At 61.8% G+C, this 18,401-nt stretch carries 14 protein-coding genes; 9 read left to right on the top strand and 5 right to left on the bottom strand.

What is annotated here, in order from left to right; genetic code table 11:
- Window positions 1-121 precede the first annotated feature (121 nt).
- The 4 genes from ACR0IR_RS08170 to ACR0IR_RS08155 all read left to right on the top strand — a co-directional run bounded on the left by ACR0IR_RS08170 (window position 122) and on the right by ACR0IR_RS08155 (window position 5,551).
- Window positions 122-1,366 carry a sarcosine oxidase subunit beta family protein gene (locus ACR0IR_RS08170; protein WP_170363184.1) on the top strand — a complete coding sequence of 415 codons (1,245 nt, stop codon included), beginning with the start codon at window positions 122-124 and terminating at the stop codon, window positions 1,364-1,366.
- A gap of 214 nt (window positions 1,367-1,580) precedes the next feature.
- On the top strand, window positions 1,581-1,910 hold the full coding sequence (locus ACR0IR_RS08165) for a sarcosine oxidase subunit delta (RefSeq protein WP_005982321.1): 330 nt from the start codon (window positions 1,581-1,583) through the stop codon (window positions 1,908-1,910).
- A 67-nt stretch (window positions 1,911-1,977) separates the two neighbouring features.
- Window positions 1,978-4,992, top strand: a complete 3,015-nt coding sequence (locus ACR0IR_RS08160; RefSeq protein WP_170363185.1) for a sarcosine oxidase subunit alpha family protein — start codon at window positions 1,978-1,980, stop codon at window positions 4,990-4,992.
- Window positions 4,985-5,551 carry a sarcosine oxidase subunit gamma gene (locus tag ACR0IR_RS08155; protein ID WP_170363186.1) on the top strand — a complete coding sequence of 189 codons (567 nt, stop codon included), beginning with the start codon at window positions 4,985-4,987 and terminating at the stop codon, window positions 5,549-5,551. Before ACR0IR_RS08160 ends, ACR0IR_RS08155 begins: the two co-directional genes overlap by 8 nt.
- Before the next feature lie 55 nt (window positions 5,552-5,606).
- Here ACR0IR_RS08155 and ACR0IR_RS08150 read toward each other — a convergent pair whose 3' ends face one another.
- Together ACR0IR_RS08150 and ACR0IR_RS08145 are read right to left on the bottom strand one after the other, a co-directional pair.
- Window positions 5,607-5,993: a hypothetical protein gene (locus tag ACR0IR_RS08150; protein ID WP_217357067.1), complete on the bottom strand. Its 387-nt coding sequence runs from the start codon at window positions 5,991-5,993 to the stop codon at window positions 5,607-5,609.
- A gap of 105 nt (window positions 5,994-6,098) precedes the next feature.
- Window positions 6,099-6,860 (bottom strand): FkbM family methyltransferase, encoded by a 762-nt coding sequence (locus ACR0IR_RS08145; RefSeq protein WP_170363188.1) that lies wholly within the window; start codon window positions 6,858-6,860, stop codon window positions 6,099-6,101.
- Between the two features lie 97 nt (window positions 6,861-6,957).
- Between ACR0IR_RS08145 and ACR0IR_RS08140 the strand changes: the two genes are divergently transcribed.
- The 3 genes from ACR0IR_RS08140 (at window position 6,958) to ACR0IR_RS08130 (ending at window position 9,120) form a co-directional block, all read left to right on the top strand.
- Entirely contained in the window at window positions 6,958-7,557 is a 600-nt protein-coding gene (locus ACR0IR_RS08140; protein WP_170363189.1) for a superoxide dismutase, read from the top strand.
- Between the two features lie 3 nt (window positions 7,558-7,560).
- Entirely contained in the window at window positions 7,561-8,442 is an 882-nt protein-coding gene (locus tag ACR0IR_RS08135; protein ID WP_170363190.1) for a metallophosphoesterase, read from the top strand.
- Between the two features lie 216 nt (window positions 8,443-8,658).
- Window positions 8,659-9,120, top strand: a complete 462-nt coding sequence (locus ACR0IR_RS08130) for a host attachment family protein (RefSeq protein WP_170338489.1) — start codon at window positions 8,659-8,661, stop codon at window positions 9,118-9,120.
- Window positions 9,121-9,168: 48 nt separating this feature from the next.
- Here ACR0IR_RS08130 and ACR0IR_RS08125 read toward each other — a convergent pair whose 3' ends face one another.
- On the bottom strand, window positions 9,169-9,720 hold the full coding sequence (locus tag ACR0IR_RS08125; RefSeq protein ID WP_170338492.1) for an LOG family protein: 552 nt from the start codon (window positions 9,718-9,720) through the stop codon (window positions 9,169-9,171).
- Window positions 9,721-9,846: 126 nt separating this feature from the next.
- Between ACR0IR_RS08125 and ACR0IR_RS08120 the strand changes: the two genes are divergently transcribed.
- Together ACR0IR_RS08120 and ACR0IR_RS08115 are read left to right on the top strand one after the other, a co-directional pair.
- On the top strand, window positions 9,847-11,262 hold the full coding sequence (locus tag ACR0IR_RS08120; RefSeq protein ID WP_170363191.1) for a LysM peptidoglycan-binding domain-containing protein: 1,416 nt from the start codon (window positions 9,847-9,849) through the stop codon (window positions 11,260-11,262).
- 76 nt (window positions 11,263-11,338) lie between these two features.
- Window positions 11,339-13,144, top strand: coding sequence for an ABCB family ABC transporter ATP-binding protein/permease (locus tag ACR0IR_RS08115; protein ID WP_170363192.1), 1,806 nt, complete (start codon window positions 11,339-11,341; stop codon window positions 13,142-13,144).
- A 60-nt stretch (window positions 13,145-13,204) separates the two neighbouring features.
- On the opposite strand, the gene ACR0IR_RS08110 is transcribed toward ACR0IR_RS08115, so the two are convergent.
- Together ACR0IR_RS08110 and ACR0IR_RS08105 are read right to left on the bottom strand one after the other, a co-directional pair.
- Complete coding sequence (locus tag ACR0IR_RS08110) at window positions 13,205-16,981, bottom strand: efflux RND transporter permease subunit (RefSeq protein ID WP_170363193.1); 3,777 nt, start codon at window positions 16,979-16,981, stop codon at window positions 13,205-13,207.
- Entirely contained in the window at window positions 16,978-18,204 is a 1,227-nt protein-coding gene (locus ACR0IR_RS08105) for an efflux RND transporter periplasmic adaptor subunit (RefSeq protein ID WP_170363194.1), read from the bottom strand. The genes ACR0IR_RS08110 and ACR0IR_RS08105 overlap by 4 nt, the downstream gene beginning before the upstream one ends.
- Window positions 18,205-18,401 lie beyond the last annotated feature (197 nt).

The raw sequence follows: 18,401 nt of genomic DNA, 5'->3' as shown, positions 1-18,401 counted from the left end.
GACAAATGGCCGCGAATGGCCTACATGTCGCAATAGTGCGATATTGCGGCGCTGTACGGCAGGGGTAATCTGTCGCCGCACGGCATATCTTCGGCCAATCACGAACCGGACGGATTCGCTCATGAAACACTATTCAGCCTTTGCCGTAGCGCGAGAGGCGCTGCGCTATCACACCGGATGGGAGCGCGCCTGGCGTTCGCCAGAACCCAAGAAACGGTATGACGTGATCATCGTCGGTGCCGGCGGGCACGGTTTGGCGACGGCGTATTATCTGGGCAAGAACTACGGTATCCAGAACGTCGCAGTGATCGAAAAGGGCTGGCTGGGCGGCGGCAATACCGGGCGGAACACGACCATCATCCGCTCGAACTATCTGCAGGACCCGTCGGCGGCGATCTACGAAAAATCGCGCAGCTTGTACGAGGATCTGAGCCAGGATCTGAACTACAACGTGATGTTCAGCCCGCGCGGCGTGATGATGCTGGCGCAAACCCAGCACGAGGTGCGCGGCTATCAGCGTACGGCGCATGCCAACGCCCTGCAGGGGGTCAAGACCGAATGGATCGAGCCCGAGCGCGTAAAGCAGCTGGTCCCGATCATCAACATCGACGGCCCGCGCTATCCGGTCCTTGGCGCGCTGTGGCAAGAGCGCGGCGGCACCGCACGTCACGATGCGGTGGCCTGGGGCTATGCCCGGGCCTGCTCGAATATGGGTATGGACATCATCCAGCAGTGTGAGGTTACGGGCGTCCGGTCTGAAAACGGTCGCGTCACAGGGGTCGCGACGACCAAGGGCGCCATCGAATGTGACAAGTTGGGCATCGTTGTCGCGGGTCACTCGGGCCAACTGGCCGAGATGGCGGGCTTCCGCCTGCCGGTCGAGGCACTGGCCCTGCAGGCGCTGGTGTCCGAGCCGATCAAGCCCTGCATGGACGTGGTGGTGATGGCCAACACCGTGCATGGCTACATGTCGCAATCCGACAAGGGCGAGATGGTGATCGGCGGCGGCACCGACGGGTTCAACAATTTCACCCAGCGCGGTTCGTTCCATCATATCGAGGAAACCGTCCGCGCCCTGGTCGAGACCTTCCCGATGATCTCGCGCCTCAAGATGCTGCGCCAGTGGGGTGGCATCGTGGACATGACCGGCGACCGCTCGCCCATCCTGTCCAAGACGCCGCTGGGCGGTTGCTTCATCAACTGCGGTTGGGGGACCGGCGGGTTCAAGGCCATCCCGGGCTCGGGCTGGGGCATGGCGCAGCTGATGGCCACCGGGCATTCCCCGCTGACCGAGGCGTTCTCGCTGGACCGGTTCAAAGAGGGTCGCTTCATCGACGAAAGCGTTGCCGCCGGGGTCGCGCACTGATGTCAGTCGCCCCAATGTGCTCCGTGAATGGTCTCAGAACTTTTCGGGCTGTCGGATTTTGGCTTGATGGCCTTCTTTTCCTCAGACCGGAAAATGAAAAACGCGATCAGCCCAAAGACGGCAAGCGTGCCGGCTACGGTCAGAATTATGGTCAAAATATCCATACCCTCGACTTGGGCGTGTGGTCGAAAGAATTCAAGCAAGGAGTAGCCACATGCTGATCCTGAAATGCCCCTATTGCGGCGTCGACGCCGAAGAGACCGAACTGACCGCCGGCGGCGAAGCGCATCTGAAACGCTTCGGTCCCGGCTCGTCGGATGACGAGTTCCACGACTATCTGTTCGCCCGTGAAAACCCCAAGGGCGTGCATTTTGAACGCTGGCGCCACAGCAATGGCTGCGGCAAGTGGTTCCATGCCGCGCGCTGCACCGCCACGCTCGAGGTGTTCGGCACCTATTCGGCCCAGGTCACCGAGCCGCCGCAGGAGATCCGCGATGCGATTTCGGCCAAACGGCCGGGTTGGACGTGGAGAGAGTTCTCCTGATGCTTCGTCTTTTCAAGAACACATCCGCCGGAGGTCTTGGTGCCTCCACCTGCGAAAGGTCCGCAACATGAGCACCCGTCTCGCAAATCAAGGTCGCCTGATCGACAGATCGAAACCGGTCACGTTTTCATTCAACGGTACCGCGATGCAAGGCTATCAGGGCGACACGCTGGCCTCGGCCCTGCTGGCCAACGATCAGATGATGGTCGGCCGGTCATTCAAATACCACCGTCCGCGCGGCGTCGTGGCCAGCGGCGCCGAGGAGCCCAACGCGCTGGTCGGTTTGGGGCAGGGCAACCGGTTCGAGCCGAACCAGCGCGCCACTACGACCGAGCTGTTCAACGGCCTGACCGCGATCTCGCAGAACCACTGGCCCAGCCTGGAATATGACATCGGCGCGGTGAACACGGCTCTGGCGCGGTTCCTGCCGGCGGGGTTCTACTACAAGACGTTCATCCACCCCAAGCCGTTCTGGAAACATGTGTACGAGCCGTTCATCCGCCAGTCGGCCGGTCTGGGCAAGGCGCCCGACAAGGACAGCCGCGACGCGGATACGTATGAACACTTCTATGCCTTCACCGACGTATTGGTGATCGGCGGCGGTGTTGCGGGCCTGCAGGCGGCCAAAGCCGCCGCGCAATCGGGCGCCAAGGTCATGCTGATCGAGCAGACCGCCTATTGGGGGGGCCGCGCGCCTGTCGACGGCGGCACCGTCAACGACGAGCCTGTGGATAAGTTCGTGGAACAATTGGTTTCCGAACTCGAAACAATGGACAACGTCACCATGCGGTCGCGCTGCATGGGGGCCGGGGTCTATGACCACGGATACGTACTGGGATACGAGCGTCTGACCGACCACAAACCCGGCACCCTGGGCCCGCGCCACCGCCTGTGGCGCATCCGCGCCAAGCAGGTCGTTACGGCCACCGGCGCGATCGAGCGCCCGCTGTCTTTCGCCGGCAATGACGTGCCGGGGGTGATGCTGGCCTCGGCCATGCGCGACTATGTGGTCAACTGGGGTGTGACCCCGGGCGAGCGCGTGATCGTCGCCACCAACAATGACGACGCCTATCGCACCGCGATCATCCTGAAACAGGCGGGCGTGGATGTGTTGCGCGTCGTCGATGCCCGTCCCTCGGCCGGGCCGCTGGCGGACGAGGCGCGCAGCCTCGGCATCCGGGTCGATCCCGGCAAGGCCATCGCCAAGGTGAAGGGCGGCAAGCGGGTCAACAAGGTCGCGATCTGCAACCAGGAAGGCATCGGCGGCGCTCGGGAAGAGGTCGAATGCGACGCGGTTGCCATGTCGGGCGGCTGGTCTCCGGTGGTGCACCTGTGGTCCCATTGCGGCGGCAAGCTGATCTGGGACGAGGCCAACGCCCATTTCCGCCCCGACCCCGACCGTCCGCCGCTGGGCGCGAATGGCGAAGGCTTTGTCGTGGCCGCAGGCTCGACAAGCGGGCCGCCGGCGCTGGGCGAGGTTCTGGCCGATGCCCACGCCGCGGGCAAGTCCGCGGCCAAGGCAGCCGGGTTCAAGCCGAAGAACACCAAGGCACCGCAGGGCGAGGCCGAGACCGAAGCGCCCATGCAGGCCGTTTGGCTGATGCCCGCCAAGGCCGACGTGCAGCTGCGCATGAAGTCGTGGCTGGACTTCCAGAACGACGTGAAGGTCTCGGATGTGCAACTGGCCGCGCGCGAGGGCTATGAAAGCGTCGAGCACACCAAGCGTTATACCACGCTGGGCATGGCGACGGATCAGGGTAAGCTGAGCAATATCAACGGCCTGGCGATCCTTGCTGATGCGCTGGAGTCGGAGATTCCCAAGGTCGGCACCACCACTTTCCGCCCGCCTTATACGCCCATCTCGATGGGAGCCATTGCGGGCGAGGCGCGCGGCGAGGTGTTCCAGCCGATCCGCCGCACGCCCATGCATGACTGGCATGACCGGAATGGTGCCGATTGGGAGCCGGTGGGCCACTGGCGCCGCCCTTACGCCTATGTCCGAGCCGGGGAACCCGTGCATGACGCGGTGAACCGCGAGGTCAAGAACACCCGTGAAAACCTCGGGCTGTTGGATGCCTCGACCCTGGGCAAGCTGATCGTCAAGGGTCCGGACGCGGGCAAGTTTCTGGACATGATGTACACCAACATGATGTCCACGCTGAAGGTCGGCAAATGCCGCTATGGCCTGATGTGCTCGGAAAACGGCTTCCTGATCGACGACGGCGTCGTCGCCCGCATCGACGAGGACACCTGGCTGTGCCACACCACCACCGGCGGTGCCGAACGCATCCATGCCCATATGGAGGAGTGGCTGCAGACCGAATGGTGGGACTGGAAGGTCTATGTCGCCAACGTGACCGAGCAATACGCCCAGGTCGCCGTGGTGGGCCCCAACGCCCGCAAGGTACTGGAGAAGCTCGGCGGCATGGATGTCAGCCGCGAGGCGCTGCCCTTCATGGAGTGGCGCGACGGCCAGATCGGCGGCTTTGATTGCCGCGCCTACCGCATCTCGTTCTCGGGCGAGCTGTCCTATGAAATCGCGGTGCCCGCCAGCCAGGGGCAGGCCTTCTGGGATGCCCTGATGGAGGCCGGGAAAGAGTTCGGCGTGACGCCTTATGGCACGGAATGTCTGCACATTCTGCGGGCGGAAAAGGGTTTCATCATGATCGGGGACGAGACCGACGGCACCGTGATCCCGCAGGATCTGGGGCTGCACTGGGCGATCTCGAAGAAGAAAGAGGATTTCCTGGGCAAGCGGGCGCAGGAACGCTCTCACATGACCGACCCGGACCGCTGGAAACTGGTGGGTCTGGAAACTGTGGATGGATCGGTTCTGCCCGACGGCGCCTATGCAGTGGGCGAGGGCGTGAATGCCAACGGCCAGCGCAACGTGATCGGGCGCGTGACCTCGACTTATTACTCGGCCAATCTGGGCCAGGGTATCGCCATGGGGCTGGTCAAGAACGGGCCGAACCGCATGGGCGACGTGATCGAGTTCCCGGGCACCGACGAAAAAATCTACAAGGCAAAGATCGTGGACCCTGTGTTCTACGACAAGGACGGGGAGAAGCAGAATGTCTGAACCCATCAGCGCACTAAACCACGCCAGCTTTGACGGCATCGCCCGGATCGAGGAATGCGGCCTGCAGGGGATGATAACCCTGCGCGGCGATCTGTCCGACAAGCTGGTGACCAAGGCGGTCAAGGATGCCACCGGCCAGAAGATGCCCGGCCAGCGCGAGGCTTTCGTCGATGGCGAAAACGGCGTCTGCTGGATGTCGCCGGACGAGTTGCTGGTGCTTGTTCCCTACGCCGAGGTCGAGGCCAAACTGGCCGCCATGCAGGACGCGCTGAGCGGTGTGCATGCCTTGGCGGTCAATGTCTCGGACGCGCGGGCGGTGTTCCGGGTCTCGGGATCGACCGCGCGTGAGGTGCTGGGCAAGGTTGCGCCCGTCGATTTCTCGTCCGATGTCTTCCAGCCCGGCCAGATCCGGCGCACGCGCCTGGCGCAGGTTGCGGGGGCGTTCTGGATGGACGACGCGGAATCCTTTCGCGTGGTGTGCTTCCGATCGGTGGCGGATTACGTGTTCAAGCTGTTGAAGGTTGCGGCGCAGCCCGGCAGCGAGGTCGGATACTACTGAACCCGACCCCACCTTGGCAGAAAGAGCAAGCCCCGGACATCACCGGGGCTTTTCATTATTTGAAGGCCTCGCATCTGCCGGTTCCGTAAGGTTTGTTCGATGCCCCGACATTCACGAAACTGCCGCTCTCCTTCAGCCCGCCATCTGCCGCAAGATTCGCCTGATAGCGCATGCGAATGGCCTGACCTTCGGTGCTTTTGAGCGTCACGTTCCAGATCATCCGATAGCCTTTGGCCCCACGATCCCGAAGCTGCGCGTTGGCCCAATCATGGTAGTTGCTGGCGGCTTGGGCCGTGCCGGTCTCGGGGTCGATTTGAAAGGCATATTCGGGCGCGATCCAGCCGTGGCTATCCTTTTTCGTGATCGTGCACTTGTAAGCCATGGGGGATGCGGCAGCCGCCTGTGCTGTCAGGACCGCGGCGAGGAATAGAATAAGTCGCAAGTCAATTTTCCTGTGACTTCAGTGGTCAATACAGGAAAATGAACACCGCGTCGCTGGGTGCATAAGGGCAAACTCCCGTTTGGGTAGAGTTTTCGTAGCGAAACTCTATTCCGTGAACAGGACGCTGCGGTACTGGGTCAAAGCGCTCGGGCTCAACAAGTCCTGGGCCGAGATTGGGCGTCCGGCTTCATCGTGCATGTTCGAGTAGAAAGACAACGTCGCAAGCAAGGCTTCGACCCCTTCGGAACGCTTGCTTTTGTCCAGCAGGGGCGCGTGCTGCGACAGATACAGGGCTGGCTTCTGCTCCCGTAGCCAGTCGGTAAGCGTCGGCAGAACCGCAAACTCCGCCCCTTCGATATCCATTTTGACCAGCGAAATGCCTGACAGGTCCGTCGCTGTGGCGAACTGGTCCCAGGCGATGGTCAGGGCATCGGTTCCATGCGCGCCGTCATGCAGCAGCGAACTGGTCGAGTCGCCGCGCTCGCCCCGGACTGAAGCCATGCGCGCCACGCCAAACCGGTCGGATAGCGCGACACCGAAGGCCGAGACATTGCGGATGTCGTTCAGGTCGAGGTTCCAAGCCAGATGGCGAAAGGCGGTGGGGTCGGGTTCGAAACACCAGACATGCCGGGCTTTGCGCGCGCCATACAGAACTGTCGGGCCGATCCACGCGCCGATGTCCAGATAGTCGCGGTCGGGCGACAGGTGCTGGTCCAGCACCGCGAATGTCTCGGGCTCCCAGTCGCCGGCCGAGGCCTTGCGCCAGAATTTCGAATGGTATGGGTCCAGCCGGAACGGCTCGCCATTCAGGTTGCCTGCATAATGACCGCGAGCGCGGTAGAACATCTTGCGCGCCTGCGTCAGCATCGCGGACCTCCGGGTTTTCTGCGCTCGGGCCTTGACCTGCGGCGGTTGCCAAAGCATTTAACCTTGGGAACGCAACACAAATTTACAGGGGGCCGAGATGGCTTTTGAACTTCCTGATCTTCCTTATGCACATGACGCGCTGGCAGCCAAGGGTATGTCGGCGGAAACGCTGGAATATCACCATGATCTGCACCACAAGGCCTATGTCGACAACGGCAACAAGCTGATCGCCGGGACCGAGTGGGACGGCAAGTCGCTGGAAGAGATCATCGTCGGCACTTATGACAAGTCGGCCGTCGCACAGAACGGTATCTTCAACAACATCAGCCAGCTTTGGAACCACAACCAGTTTTGGGAAATGATGGGGCCGGGCGAGTCGAAGATGCCGGGCGAGCTGGAAAAGGCGTTGGTTGAAAGCTTCGGTTCGGTCGAGGAATTCCAATCGCAGTTCAGCGCGGCGGGAGCCGGTCAGTTCGGTTCGGGCTGGGCGTGGCTGGTCAAGAATGCCGACGGTTCGCTGGCGGTTACCAAAACCGAAAACGGTGTGAACCCGCTGTGCTTCGGCCAGACGGCGCTTCTGGGTTGCGACGTGTGGGAGCACTCCTACTACATTGATTTCCGCAACAAGCGTCCGGCCTACCTGTCGAACTTCCTCGACAACCTGGTGAACTGGGAAAACGTTGCATCGCGGATGTAACTCTTGACCCGACGAGGGTTTATCAAGGGCCTGCTGGCGGTGACGCTGGCAGGCCTTGTTGTTTCGCTGTACGGGTTCTTTATCGAACCGGCTATGCGGCTGCGGGTTCGCAAATGGAAGCTCAAGCGCGCAGACTGGACGGCACCTCCGCTGCGGATCGCGGTCATCGCCGACCTACATGCCGGCGAGCCATTCGTTACCCTAAAGCGTATCAAGCAGGTCGTAAGACGCACAAATGCGCTGGATGCCGATCTGGTCTTGCTGCTGGGGGATTTCACCGCCAGCCACAGGATGGTTTCGAAACCTGTCGCGATGGCGGACATCACTCCGGTTCTTGCCGGGCTGACCGCACGGCATGGGGTTTTCGCGGTTCTGGGAAACCATGACTGGTGGGATGATACCGCCGCTCAACGCCGGGGCGGTGGGCCCAACTTATATGCCGATACACTGGCCGCGAGTGGCATCCCGGTACTGTCCAATTCTGCGCAGAAACTGGATGGTCCGGGAATCTGGCTGGCGGGCCTCGAAGACCAACTGGCGATCGTGGAGGGCAATGGGCGATACCGCGGCCTGGACGATCTGTCCGGCACGTTGCGGCAGATTGCCGATGACGCGCCCGTCATCCTGATGGCGCATGAACCGGACATATTCCCCCAAGTGCCAGATCGCGTTGCCTTGACGCTGTCCGGTCACACGCATGGTGGGCAAATCAGACTGTTTGGGTGGTCGCCCGTGGTGCCCTCGCGGTTTGGCAATCGCTATGCCTACGGCCCGGTGCGCGAAGGTGGGAAGGATCTTGTAATTTCCGGCGGCATCGGGTGCTCGATCCTTCCGGTCCGGTTTGGTGTTACACCCGAGATTACGCTTGTCGAAATTTCGGCCTGATCTGTCCCTCGGGTAGAAACTTGCCGATACGTCAACTTTTGCGCGCATACGCCGTTGCAAGACGCCAAAGAGTGATTAGCTGATAGATGCGGGAGGAGAGAACCGCCAAAACCAAAACAATGAGGGAATAGCTGCCAAATTGTGCCGTGGGTGCAAGGTGTTGGCTGTTCTTGTTCGGGCGGGGGACGGCCACGAAAACCACAACAGGAGATCGCAATGGTCGCACTTGCACAGGGTACTTGGGTCATCATCGCCGACGGGGAAAAAGCACTGTTCACTGAAAACGTGACGGATGCCGAGAACCCCAATCTGGTGGTCGTATCGGTTGAGGAACATGATCATCTCGCCGCGCGGAGCAAGCCCTCGGATCGGGCGGGACGGCGAAATGATACCGGGCCGAACCAGAAATCTGCGGTGGAAGAAGACACCTGGCGCACTCACGCCAAATCCCTGTTCGTCCAGGATGTGGCCAACCTGCTCAACAAAAAAGGGCTGAAGGGCGCGTACAAGCGGCTTGTTCTGGTTGCCAGCCCACAGGTCCTGGGCCTGCTGCGCCGGCGCCTTCACAGCGAAGTTCTGGCCAAAGTCGTAGCCGAAGTCGACAAGACCCTGACCAATCATCCACTGCACAAGGTCGAAAAGGTGCTGCAACGCCAACTGCGCACCTCGACCGCCTGATCTAGCTAGTTCGGGACTCACGGGCGGGGAAGCCGCCCGTGACGCCTATTATTTCAATAACTTGCGCAATTCGTCCATCGCGGACTCGGCGTCGTCGACCCAGGTAATGAAACGGGCCAAGGAGGCATCCGCAAAACCTGCGTCGATCACCTGATCCAAAAGCGTGTGAAGCGCGTCCCAGTATCCGTCCACATTCATCACCAGAATGGGTTTGTCATGCAGGCCCAACTGGCGCCAGGTCAGTGCCTCGAACAACTCGTCCAACGACCCGGGTCCGCCGGGCAGCACGACCACGGCGTCCGCATTCATGATCATGACTTTCTTGCGCTCGTGCATCGTTTCGGTGACCACGAAACGCGTCAGATCTGTTTTTCCCACTTCCCGCCGGAGCAGATGAACCGGTATCACGCCGAAGGTTTCGCCTCCGGCCGCTTGCGTGGCCCGGGCGACTTCACCCATCAGGCCCACGTCACCCGCACCGTAGACCAGCCGCCAGCCCTCGGCGGCCAGCAGCCGTCCAAAGGTGCCTGCGGCCTTTGTGTAGGCCGAATTCGCGCCATTGCGTGACCCGCAATACACACAGATCGATTTCTGGGACATCAAACAGCGACTCCGGGGTTGTGTCAGAGGTTTTGACCCGTGATAGCGGGATTGGTAAATTGGCTCAACCGTTCGGCGGAAAGCTTTTGAGTCAAGGCATTTGCGCTGCGGAGTGAAGGAAAAAACATGGACGCCAAATCGGGAAGCGGTAGGTCGGGTGCATTCGTCTGGGGTATCCTTGCGGGTATCTTGGCTGTGATTGGCGCCGGGGGCTTGTATCTTTCGGGTGTCTTCGGTCCTGCGCCGCAGTCTGAACAGTCCACTACGGAAGAGGCCGTCGCCGAAAGCGCCAGCGAAGAGACGACTGAGCCAGCCGCTGCACCGGCACCAAGCCCGGATGCAGAGGACTCGCAGGTCGTTGCGGAACCTGAAAACGCGGACGAGGTTCAGACCTCGACCGAGACCGAAGAAGCAACCGCGCCGGAAGCCGAAGAGAAAACTGCGACTGACGAGCAGACTGCGCAGGACGCGACGGTTGAAGAACAGCCGGCAGAGGCTGCTCCCACACCCGAGGCTAACGCGGCCGCAACTGCTCCGACGCTCGACCAGATATTCGTGGAGCCCGACGGCAATGCGCTGCTGTCCGGCAAAGGCGACCCGGGCAGTCAAATTCGTATCCTGCTGGATGGCGAGCCGATCCACAGCTTCACGGTCGATGGCAGCGGCCAGTTCGCCGAGTTCGTCACCATCCCCTTCAGCGAGGCCGCGCGAGGTCTGGTTCTTGAAGCCGGTGACGGTACCCGGTCTGCGCAATCGGATGACTATCTGATTGCCGCGTTGCCCAAGCCGCCTGCGCCACCCGCTAAGGACGAGCAAGTCGCCAGCACGGACACCGAAGCGCAGGACGAAACGGCGGAACAGCCGTCTGCGGCCGCAGTCGCAGAGGACACCGAGGTCGCGCAAGCGGACGAGACCGTTTCCGGGGCGCAGGACGAAGAAGCAACCTCACCCGAGGCCAATACCGAGACTCAATCCAGCGAAAGCCAGCAGGTGGCCGTTTTGCGGTCCGGTGAGGAAGGGGTTGAGCTTGTCCAGTCGCCGTCGTCCGAAGACGCGTCGCCCGAGCAGGTTGCGCTTGATACGATCGGCTATTCCGACGCTGGCGATGTCCAATTGTCCGGCCGTGTGTCCGAGGGTGCTGCGGTTCGGCTCTATCTGAACAACAAGCTGGTGGCCGACATCACGCCAGGACAGGACGGTGATTGGCGCGGGGAAATCCAGGAAGTCGATCCCGGTGTCTATACCCTGCGCGTTGACGAAGTCGACACGGACGGAACGGTGTTGAGTCGTCTTGAAACGCCGTTCAAGCGCGAGCCGGTTGAAGTTCTGCAGGCGGCCGAGGCGCAGGATGCGGTGCCGGGCGCCGACCAGAGCACGCCGATCCGGTCCGTTACCGTGCAAAAGGGCGATACCCTGTGGGCGATCTCGCGAGAGCGTTTTGGCGACGGTGTTCTGTATGTCCGCCTGTTCGATGCGAACCGCGACCTGATCCGCGACCCCGACCTGATTTATCCGGGCCAGGTCTTCACCATCCCGGAATAAAGGCTTAGGTCTTGCGGGGCCGGGTTTTCGCCCGGCCTCGAAGCTTTCCGGGTCAGACATGAGAAGACTTGCGCCTATGCATTCCGCAGACATGCCACAGATGGACGAACGCAAGTCGGGTTGGCTGACTATCCGAAAAGTGGCTCCGTACCTGTGGCCCGAAGATGAGCCGTGGGTCAAACGGCGGGTGGTCTTCGCGATGGCCATGCTGGTTCTGGCGAAGTTGATCGCGGTCTACACGCCGATCCTGTACAAAGGCGCGGTTGACGCGTTGGCGGGCGAGGGCGTGCCTCCGCTCGCGCTGGGTGCGGTGGGGCTGACCGTGGCCTATGGCGTGGCGCGGATGATGACGGTGGGGTTCCAGCAGTTGCGCGATGCGCTGTTCGCGCCGGTGGGGCAACGCGCGCTGCGGGCGCTGGCGCTGGAAACCTTCCAGCACATCCACCAGCTCTCGATGCGCTATCATGTGACCCGCCGGACGGGCGGCCTCAGCCGGATCATCGAGCGCGGGGTCAAGGGCGTGGAGTTCCTGCTGCGCTTTCTCCTGTTTTCGATCGGCCCTCTGATCCTTGAACTGCTGCTGGTGGCGGTGGTTCTGATGTGGCTGTTCGACGTCTGGTACCTGGTCGTGGTGGCCGTCACCATCGCGCTGTACATCTGGTTCACCTTCACGGTCACCGAATGGCGCGTGAAGCTGCGGCGCGAGATGAATGACCAGGATACCGAGGCCAACCAGCGCGCCATCGACAGCCTGCTGAATTTCGAAACCGTCAAGTATTTCAACGCCGAACGGCGCGAAGCTGAACGATATGACGTGTCGATGAAGGCCTATGCGCAGGCCGCGTTGAAAACGGCATACTCGCTGGCCTTCCTGAATTTTGGTCAGTCCTTCCTGATCACTTGTGGCCTGATCGGAGTGATGGTTCTGGCCGCGATCGGCGTTCAGAACGGGCAGTTGACGGTGGGCGATTTCGTGATGGTCAACGCCTACATGATCCAGATCACCGTGCCGTTGAACTTTCTGGGCACCGTCTATCGCGAGATCCGGCAGGCCTTGGTTGATATGGGCCAGATGTTCCAGCTGCTGGAGCAGCCGGCCGAGGTAGTGGACAAGCCAGACGCCAAACCGCTGCAGATTACCGAAGGCCGGGTCGAACTGGACGATGTGCATTTCGGCTATGACCCGGACCGCGAGATCCTGCGCGGCGTCTCTCTGGTGGTGCCGGGGGGGCAGACCGTGGCCATCGTGGGCGCGACCGGCTCGGGCAAATCCACCATCGGTCGGTTGCTGTTCCGGTTCTACGACGTGACCCAGGGCGCGTTGCGGATCGACGGGCAGGATGTGCGCGACGTGACGCAGGAAAGCCTGCACGCCGCCATCGGCGTGGTGCCGCAGGATACAGTGCTGTTCAACGACACTATCCGGTACAACATCGCCTATGGCCGCGAGGGGGCCTCGCAGGCCGAGATCGAAGCCGCCGCAAAAGCCGCCAAAATCCACGACTTCATCATCTCTCTGCCCGAGGGGTACGAGACCAAGGTGGGAGAGCGTGGCCTGAAGCTCTCTGGCGGCGAGAAGCAGCGCGTGGGCATTGCGCGGACGCTGTTGAAGAACCCGCCGATCCTTCTGTTGGACGAGGCCACCAGCGCGCTCGATACCGACACCGAGCAGGACATCAAGGATGCCCTGGCCCGCGCCGGCGAGGGGCGTACGGTGATCACCATCGCCCACCGCCTGAGCACGATTGCCGAGTCCGATCAGATCGTCGTTCTGGAAAAGGGCGAAATCATCGAGCAGGGCACCCACGACGAACTGCTGCGCCGTGAAGGGCGTTATGCCCAGCTGTGGAACCGCCAGCAATCGGATACGCAGGCGGCCTGAATCCGCTTCAGCTAAGGTTTCAAATGAAAACGGGCCGGCTGTACCGGCCCGTTTTTTTTGTTACTCCGCCGCTTTGAGCGGATGCCCCGGTGTGTCGCCCGGGCTTTCCTCGGCATCTGCAGCCTCATCCTCGGTCCAGACGATTTCCGTCGCCTGCATCCGGCGGGCCGAGTCTCCGATCGCCATATCCTGCGCGATCTGGCTGGAACGGCCGGCGGTCACGCGGGCCAACAGTTTGCCCAGCCATATGGCATAGGTGGTCACCCACACCCGCAACGCCAGGAACGAGGGCGTCACGATCAGCGTCAGAACCGTGGCGATCCCCAGGCCAAACACCACTGCCGTCGCCAGCTGCTTCCACCACAGAGCGGTGGGGCTGTCGATGGAATAGCCGCCATTGATGAAGTCCAGCGACAGGCCGAACATCATCGGTGTCAGGCCGGCCATCGTGGTCAGGGTGGTCAGCAGAACCGGACGGATCCGCGCCTCGGCCGTGCGCACGATGGCGTCGATCCGGGGCATGTAGCGGCTGTATTCCTGATAGGTGTCGATCAGAACGATGTTGTTGTTCACCACGATCCCCGCCAGCGCCACGATGCCGGTGCCGGTCATGATGATCGAGAAGGGCTGTTGCATCACCATCATCCCGATCAGCACCCCGGTGGTGGACAGAACCACCGCCAGCAGCACCAGCACCGAGTTGTAGAACGAGTTGAACTGCGCCAACAGGATCACGAACATCAGACCCAGCGCGGCCAGAAAGGCGCTGGAGAGGAAGGCCTGGCTCTCGGCTTGGTCTTCCTGGTCTCCGGTCCATTCCCAGGTGATCGTGTTGGCAAAGGGCTGAGTGTCCAGCCACTCGGTCAGTACCGCGATCCGCTCGTTCGGGTTGATCGGCGTCAGGCGGGCGTCGCCGTCATCAATAGCGGCCTGCACCTCCTGCAAGCTGTCCGCACCGGTCAACTGAACCAGAGTATAGGCCGTACCATCGGCACCGTTGATCGTCGCACCTTCAGGTTCCGAGCCTTCGGTCACTTCGCGCACCACGGCCAGCCGCTGTTCTCCATCCGGGGTGTCGATCACCACTTTGCTCAGACCGGACTCCACGTCGGCCTTGACGTCGTAATAGCGCTCTTGATCCACGCGGTTGATTTCGGCCAGCTTTGCCACCGGTTTGCGGGTGATGAAGTTCGACAAGGGCACCAGCCCGTCCGGAGTACGCACCTTGAGCGTATCCAACGTGGACAGGACCCGATCCTGATCGGGCAGGCGGACGCGGATCTCGATCTCTTCATCCACGCTTTCGGGGCGCATTTCGCCCAGCAGGATGCCACGGGTCACCAACTGCACCATCGCGCCCACGGTTGCCACGTCGGCCCCGAACCGTCCTGCCTTGGCCACGTCGACGTCGATCTGCCAGTCGATACCGGGCAAGGGCAGGGTGTCCTCGATCTTGATCAGGCCCGGGGTGTTTTCAAACACCTCGCGCGCGGTCAGCGTGGCGCGGGTCAGGTCATCCCAGTTGTCGCCCTTGATCCGCAGGTGCACGGGCTTGGCCGAGGCCGGACCTTGTTCCAGCGGCAGGATCTCGACAACGAAACCCGGCAGCTTGGCAAGCTCGGCGTTCAACTGCTCGATCACGAAGTCGCCGTCATACTCGGGCGCGACGGTGTGCTTATCGAACAATCCGCCTGCGACAGGTTCTGACACGTTCGGACGATCCTCCCACGGGATGATCTCGAACTGCACGCGGCCCACCGTGTCCGCCGGAGCCTGCGCCCCACCGTTGTTCTGGTTCAGGCCGCCTTCACCGGCGAACGAGAACACGTTGATCACTGCCGGATGCTGGCTGATCACCTGTTCGGCCTCGAAAACCAGCGCGTCCTTTTCGGCCAGCGACAGGTTGCCCCGTGCGCGGACATAGGCGGTGGCCTGTTCCGGCTCGCTTTCGACGAAGAATTCAACACCGCGGTTGTTCTGACCGTACATGGTCATCACCGTCATCACCGCAAAGCCTACTGCCACGATCGAGACGATCGGCATGATCGGATTGCCGACCAAGAACTTGATGACATAACCGAAGGGCGTATGTTCCTTGGCCGTGTGGACACGTTCGTCCGGCTTGCGCTCGATCCGGGCTGCGCTCAGCGTGACCGATCCGGCGAAGGCGCCGAACAGGAACAGAACCGCGCCCAGCAAGAACCCACCGCCTGCGCCTTCCGGCAGTAGATACGTGGGGTTCAGCAGCTGCATTGCGCCCAGGAAGATCATGTAGACCGACGGCGGAACCAAGACGGCACGCACCCACCACGGCGTCCGCGCGCGCAACCAATCCGAGCTGCGGTCGAACACGCGGCTCAACCGGCCCGAGACACCGCCCATCACCGGCAGGTAGATCAGCGCCACGATCAGCGAGGCCGACAGAACGAAGATCAGCGTGACCGGCAGCATCCCCATGAATTCACCCGGAATGCCCGGCCAGAACAGCATGGGAAGAAATGCGCACAGCGTCGTGGCGGTTGACGAGACGATGGGCCAGAACATCCGCTGGGCTGCCTCGACATAGGCGTGCATCGGGCCGACGCCTTCCTTGATGCGTTTGTCGGCATACTCCACGACCACGATCGCGCCATCGACCAGCATCCCCACAGCCAGGATCAGGCCGAACATGACGATGTTCGAGATGCTGACGCCCATGATGGCCAGGAACGCGAAACACAACAGGAACGAGGTCGGAATCGCGAAGCCCACCAGCAGCGCCGCGCGGGTACCCAGCGAAGCCAGTACCACGATCATCACAAGCGCGATGGCTGTCAGAACCGAGCCTTCCAGCTGGCTGACCATCGAGCCGACGATGCGGCTCTGGTCATTAGAAGTGCCGACATTCACGGCAGCCTGCAGCTCGGCCGGCCACTTGGTCTCGGCCTTGGCGACGGTCTCTTTCACCTGGGCCACGGTGTCGATCAGGTTGAAACCCTTGCGTTTGACGACCTGCAGCGCCACGGTTGGTTCGCCGTTGAACCGGGCGGTGCCTTCGCGGTCTTCGAAGGTGTAGTTGATCTCGGCCAGTTCGCCCAAGGTCACGACCCGGTCGCCATTGACCTTGATCGGCAGTCCGTAGACATCCTGTGCGGTCTTGAAGGACGAAGGAATCTTGACCGAAAACGCACCCTGTTCGGTTTCGACCTCACCAGCGGCGATCAGCTGGTTGTTGTTCTGCACGACCTTGATCAGCTCGGCCGCGGTGACGTTGTACGCCTCAAGCCGCAGCGGATCGATGACCACTTCCAGCATTTCATCGCGATTGCCGGCGATCCCGGCCTCAAGGACCGAATCCAGCGCCTCGAGCTCGTCCTGAAGGTCCTTGGCGACCCGCGCCATCGTGCGTTCGGGCACGGCACCCGACAGGTTCACGATGACGATCGGGAATTCCGAGAAGTTGATCTCGGTCAGCGTGTATTGCTCGGCGCCTTCGGGGAAGTCGGCCTGCGCACTGTTCATCGCGTCGCGCACGTCAGCGGTAATGGCTGTCTTGTCCCAGCCAAAGTCGAACTCAAGCGCGATCCCGGCATAGCCCTCGGCGGCGGTGGCGGTCATCTCCTTCAGGCCGTCCAGATCCGCAAGCTCGGTTTCCATCGGCTTGATCAGCAGGTTTTCACTGTCTTCGGCCGAAATGCCCGGAAACTGAACCGACACGAACAGGGCCGGAATCTCGATGTCCGGTTCGCCTTCTTTGGGCAGGCTGACATAGGCAAACCCGCCGATGATCAGCGAGATGGCAATGAATGCCAGAACCATTCGGGCCCTGTCGGCGGCCCAGCTGACTATGCCCGTCATTGGGAAACGTCCTTATAGGTGGGCGCTACGACCACACCCGCAGTCACGAACTCTTGTCCGACCACGATGATGTCTACGGTTTCCGCAAGACCGCCGACCCAAACACCGTCGGCCGTATCGCGCAACAGTCGGATGGGTACGAAATCGACGATATTACCGGCTCCGACCGTCCGAACGCCTAGCTGGCCTTCGTTGTTCAGCGTCAACGCCGATTGCGGCAGCAGGTGAGCCTTGGCGCCTTCGGCCGCGATGCGGATGCTTGCGGTCTGCCCGTCCCGGATCAGAAGCTCGGGGTTCGGGACGGTGACTTCCACCTCGAACGTGCGTGTGGTTTCGTCCGCCGAACGGCTGAGGAAGGTCACACGGCCCTCGACCTGCAATCCGGTCACCAGTTGTGCCTGCGCCGGAGCGCCGACGGTGACACGGTTCACTTCGGTTTCGGGAACAAAGCCGACCAGCTTGATCGGATCAAGCTGGATCACGGTCGCGCACAACGATCCGGGCTGCATCAGACTGCCCAATTCGGCGGCATCGCTTTCCAGAAGGCCCTGAAACGGGGCCTCGATGGTGATGCGATCCAATTCCAGTTCGGCAGCCGAAACCGCCGCTTCCGCAGCCTCGATGCCCGCCTCCGTAGCCTTCAACTCGGCCTCGGCCGCCTTGATACCGGCCTTTGCGGTACTCATCTCGGCCTCGGCCGCGATCCGCCGGGTTTCGGAGCCGAAGCCAGTTTCCGACAGTTTGCGGGCTGCAATCAGGTTTATTTCGGCCTCGGCAACGCGCGCATGCGCTTCCTCCAGCCGTGCTTCGGCTTCGGGCACACGGCTTTCCGCCTCCAGCTTGGCAGCCTTGGCTTGGGCAAGCTGTGCCGGGCGTGAGCCGGGATCCAATTCGCACAGCAGATCGCCGGCCTCGACGAAGGTGCCTTTGCGCTTGGGTTCCGAAATGACGGTTGACGTGGTTTCCGCCAGAACTTCGACCTGACGGATTGCTTTGGTTTCACCGCGCAGCAGAACGGCGCTGTCGATTTCGCGCGCAGTGGAGCGCAACGCAACAACCCCAACGGCCTGCACGGCGGAGGCGTCGCTTGCCTCAGCGTCAGCGTCAGACTGGCTCGCAGCATCTTCGCGACCGGCAAATGCAAACAGGGCATCGCGCTCGAAAACCACGAAATACAATGCAACGATGACCAATACGGCGTTGACGAGGGATATCAATCGCATGCCGTCATTCTCCTTAAAATATTATGTCCGCACAAATGCCGGTGGGCACGCAATGACATGGGGGCGTGCGTGCGCGAAGTCCATACTGAACTGAATAGTTTGGTTTGATTTTTTTCGCAAGAGCGCCCTGACGCTGAGCAATTGTGCATTTCGGGTACTTGGCTTGCTGATGGTGCCGGGGTATGACATGGCGCCAG

This window comes from Ruegeria sp. CF2, from assembly GCF_056537385.1.
This window is presented reverse-complemented; position numbering and strand designations above follow the sequence as displayed.